A 3460-nucleotide genomic window follows, 5' to 3' on the forward strand; every position below is an offset into this window, starting at 1 on the left:
GATGCACCGCGCACGCACGGTTATGCACCTGCTGGCCAGAGATGCCATGGCACCCATGACTGGCATGCGCCAGGTCGTATCAACGCGATTGGCGCCCTGATCGGAAAACTATTGCTCACCGTTAGCCTGTTTTCAATCAATATCAATGCCGATGTGTTTCACGGATGGGCGATGCAGGACCTGCTGCCTGAATTGCCGTCACATGCCGTCGTTGTGATGGATAATGCCACCTTCCATCAGAGGCAGGATACGCAAGAGGCCATACAAAACGCTGGGCACACCCTTGAATATTACCCGCTTATTCTCCTGATCTTAATCCTATTGAACATAAATGGGCACAGGCCAAAGCACTGCGTAAACAACAAAACCAGACCGTTGAGATGTTCTTCAAATCCTATACATTCTGAATCATTCTTAACTGGTTAGGCTATATGTGCCCGATTGGTGATGGTGGTTTTGATATCCTGCTGTTTGTGGAATGTCGCACACTGTCCATGACGATTAGCAAACGGGCAGGAGTTGGGAAAAGGGCCTGCGTAACCTAAAGGAGGAAGGTTTGTTGCGGATTGTCCTGGGATTAGGCGCTTAGATCCAGCGCGCCATACTCGCTACACCTACACAACAACGCTTGGCCACTTGCGCGGTGATAAGGCCCTTTTTCTCTCGAGCAGATACTCTTCGCGTCGGAATGATAGCAGATATGTCATCTGAAAATTACAATTAATCTATGTGTAATTGACTTTATTGTTTAGCTTGTGTGCGGTAACGAACAGAATAAGTTTGCCTTCTCCCTCATCATAGCTAATCGGAAGACACGTTGTCCGTCCGGTAATATCAACCTATCAAAAGGAGATCTTATGAAAAAATTACTCATGTTAGCCGTTGCTTTAATGCTGCCTACTTTTGCGGTTTACGCAGAGACCAAGAGTAAAGAAGGTGATCTTAGTGATGCAGAAATTGCACACATTGTCGTCACCGCCAACCAGGTAGACATAAAAAACGGTCAGCTTGCCAAGGAAAAGGCTTCAAATGAAGACGTTAAGGCATATGCGCATCGCATGATCAGTGATCATACAGATGTCAATAAGGAAGCAGAAAGTTTAGTAAAAAAACTCAATGTAACTCCAAAGGATAATGAAATCAGTAAGACGCTTAAGTCAGATGGTGAGAAAAATATCGACAAATTGAAAGATATGAGCGGAAAAGAGTTTGACAAAGCTTATATCGATGCAGAGGTTAAGCTTCACAAACAGGTTATTGATGTTGCTGATACCAAGCTCGTACCTGGCGTACAGAACGAGGAATTAAAAGCTCTCCTGCAAAAAGTTCGGCCCTCGCTCGTCTCGCATTTAGAGCATGCTCAGAAGATTCAAGAATCATTACGCTAATACAACACTAAAGTACATTGTTGGGTGTACTCATGCTTGAGCATCGAATTGCATTTCATATTCAATCAAAGCAACAAAGATGAAATGTTGATGTATACATAGCTTATCCTGCCAATATTACAAACTTATATTATTAATTTACCATGCCTAAACCCAAAGTTATTATTATAGGTAGTGGTCTGGCAGGTTTATCTGCTGGGCTGGAACTTGCCAGTTGTGGATATAAAATTACTATTCTCGAGGCAAGTTCCTTTATTGGTGGAAGAACTGCTTCCTGGAATCAGAATCGAATGGAAGTAGAATCGAGCTTGCATAGAGTGTGTAGTGGTTCCCTGTAACTGGATAACCTGAAAGAAGGTTAAGCTCTGACATGTATAGTTGATCTGGCTCAGGCAACCCGATCAATTCTTCGATGATTATAGTAGATTTCATCAGGCGTAAGACTGCCAAGGCTTTGATGAAATCGTTCTTGATGGTACCATTCAAACCATGTGGATAAATTCTGCTTTATCTCCTTCAGACTATTGAATTCTCTGGTATATGAAGCTCATATTTAACTGTTCGCCAAAGTCGTTCAACAAAAATGTTGTCATAGTAGCAACCCTTGCCATCCATGCTGATCTGAATATGATGATCTTTTAATGCGAATTAAGAGCTAACTCGTAAATAATTCCAGAAAAATAGAGCCGCAGCCAGCTTTCCGAATATATGCACCATAAGCCCCTTATAAGAACGAACTTTGCTGGCACATTTAATGCCTGGCTTTTCTTCAATCCAGGCAAATAATGCTTTAATTGGTTGCCGCACGCGAGACACCGCGGTAGACAACCATTGATCCTGTGGTTCGAGACAGGGTTGCCCTTTTTGTTTTTTAACCGGTATCAGGACGGTCAAATTCTGAGCTTGCCTGACCTCTTCGGCGTCGGGCCGTTGATAAGCTTTATCACCATACAGCTCATTGTGGTGCAATTGTGGCCGAATCTGATCAAATATCTTGTCATCATGGTCGCTAGCACTAGTCACACCAATATACTTAGGGACTGGCAATGAGCCTGGTTGGCGGCGTCCTATGATATGAACCCGCACACCATGATAGTACAACTTCCTGGTTGAGCAATCACCTGAATCCGCCAATTCTTTCGCTACACACGCCTTAAACCGATGGCCTTGCCTGGCTAATACCACCGGAAATGAATCGATCAGCCAAGCTTTCCCTGGGTTCTTGACTTCCTGTTCCTGCTGAATCAGTGTCAATAAGGGTGCAAACACATCAGCCCCCTGATTCAGGCGCTGAACATAAGCTCCATAACTCGGGAGTCGCGGAAACCAATCACGTAAATGACGATCCGCATACTCATAAATACCTTTGATTTCTTTATGCTTGTCCATTACACCGAACAGGAAGAGAGTAATGACTTCTTCGTCACTAAAGCTTAAATCCGCGTAATTATTCCATTTCGCGTTATAAGATGTAATAATAAGTCATCCAGACTCACGTAAATGGATGGTAATTATTGCAAGACTAGCAAGTGGTGAAGAGCATCTTGAATTGGCCCGAAATGCGGTACGGATCGCTAAAACAGCCGATGAACTGCGTAGCGCACAGGCTTTACTTCTGCCATTCGAATTGGGTCTGAGCCTGGAGCAGACGGCCATTGCTATTGGTCGATCAAAAGGCAAGACCTGCACACTGCGTACAAATTACTGCAAGCGAGCCACTGGAAGAATGGCTGCGCCCGTTGCCAAGCGTAATCTGCGTAATCAAGCAAACCGATCGCTTGAAGAAGAGAAGGCGCTGTTGCAGGAGATATTTGACGGCGCCGGCGTTGGTGGAATATTGGTGGTTCCGCCGTTTGCCGATAAGTTGCGCCAGAAGTGGGTGTCCCGCTTTCGCTTTCGGCCATATACCGAATGCTTGCGTGCCATGGTTGGCGTAAGATTGTGCCCGATACCACCCACCCACAAGGAGATCCCTTAGGAATCAGGATTTAATAACCCCAGAAATTATGCTGGCAGATGGAATAGCCACGTAATTCCATTTCGGTAAAAACGGGTCAAACTCAATGGTGATA

5 protein-coding genes and 1 pseudogene are annotated in these 3460 nt (G+C 44.7%); 4 read left to right on the forward strand and 2 right to left on the reverse strand.

Going from position 1 to position 3460, the window contains the following annotated elements; all coding sequences use genetic code 11:
• The 3 genes from BM283_RS17400 to BM283_RS17410 form a co-directional block, all read left to right on the forward strand.
• Positions 1 to 426, forward strand: a 426-nt coding sequence (locus tag BM283_RS17400; RefSeq protein WP_217646598.1) for a transposase, incomplete at its 5' end; no start/stop codon positions are given.
• Between the two features lie 431 nt (positions 427 to 857).
• Complete coding sequence (locus BM283_RS17405) at positions 858 to 1388, forward strand: DUF4142 domain-containing protein (RefSeq protein WP_090695384.1); 531 nt, start codon at positions 858 to 860, stop codon at positions 1386 to 1388.
• Between the two features lie 143 nt (positions 1389 to 1531).
• A complete protein-coding gene (locus BM283_RS17410; RefSeq protein ID WP_090695386.1) occupies positions 1532 to 1726 on the forward strand; it encodes an FAD-dependent oxidoreductase in 195 nt (64 codons plus the stop codon).
• 50 nt (positions 1727 to 1776) lie between these two features.
• Here BM283_RS17410 and BM283_RS20760 read toward each other — a convergent pair.
• Together BM283_RS20760 and BM283_RS17420 are read right to left on the reverse strand one after the other, a co-directional pair.
• Positions 1777 to 1914, reverse strand: a pseudogene (locus BM283_RS20760) (integrase core domain-containing protein); the annotation flags it as partial.
• A gap of 122 nt (positions 1915 to 2036) precedes the next feature.
• Complete coding sequence (locus BM283_RS17420; RefSeq protein ID WP_217646599.1) at positions 2037 to 2777, reverse strand: hypothetical protein; 741 nt, start codon at positions 2775 to 2777, stop codon at positions 2037 to 2039.
• A gap of 522 nt (positions 2778 to 3299) precedes the next feature.
• On the opposite strand from BM283_RS17420, the gene BM283_RS20765 reads away from it, so the two are divergent.
• Positions 3300 to 3380 carry a hypothetical protein gene (locus BM283_RS20765; protein WP_368086458.1) on the forward strand — a complete coding sequence of 27 codons (81 nt, stop codon included), beginning with the start codon at positions 3300 to 3302 and terminating at the stop codon, positions 3378 to 3380.
• Positions 3381 to 3460 lie beyond the last annotated feature (80 nt).

Source organism: Nitrosomonas sp. Nm34, from assembly GCF_900113925.1.
In the GTDB taxonomy this organism is placed as follows: Bacteria; Pseudomonadota; Gammaproteobacteria; order Burkholderiales; family Nitrosomonadaceae; genus Nitrosomonas.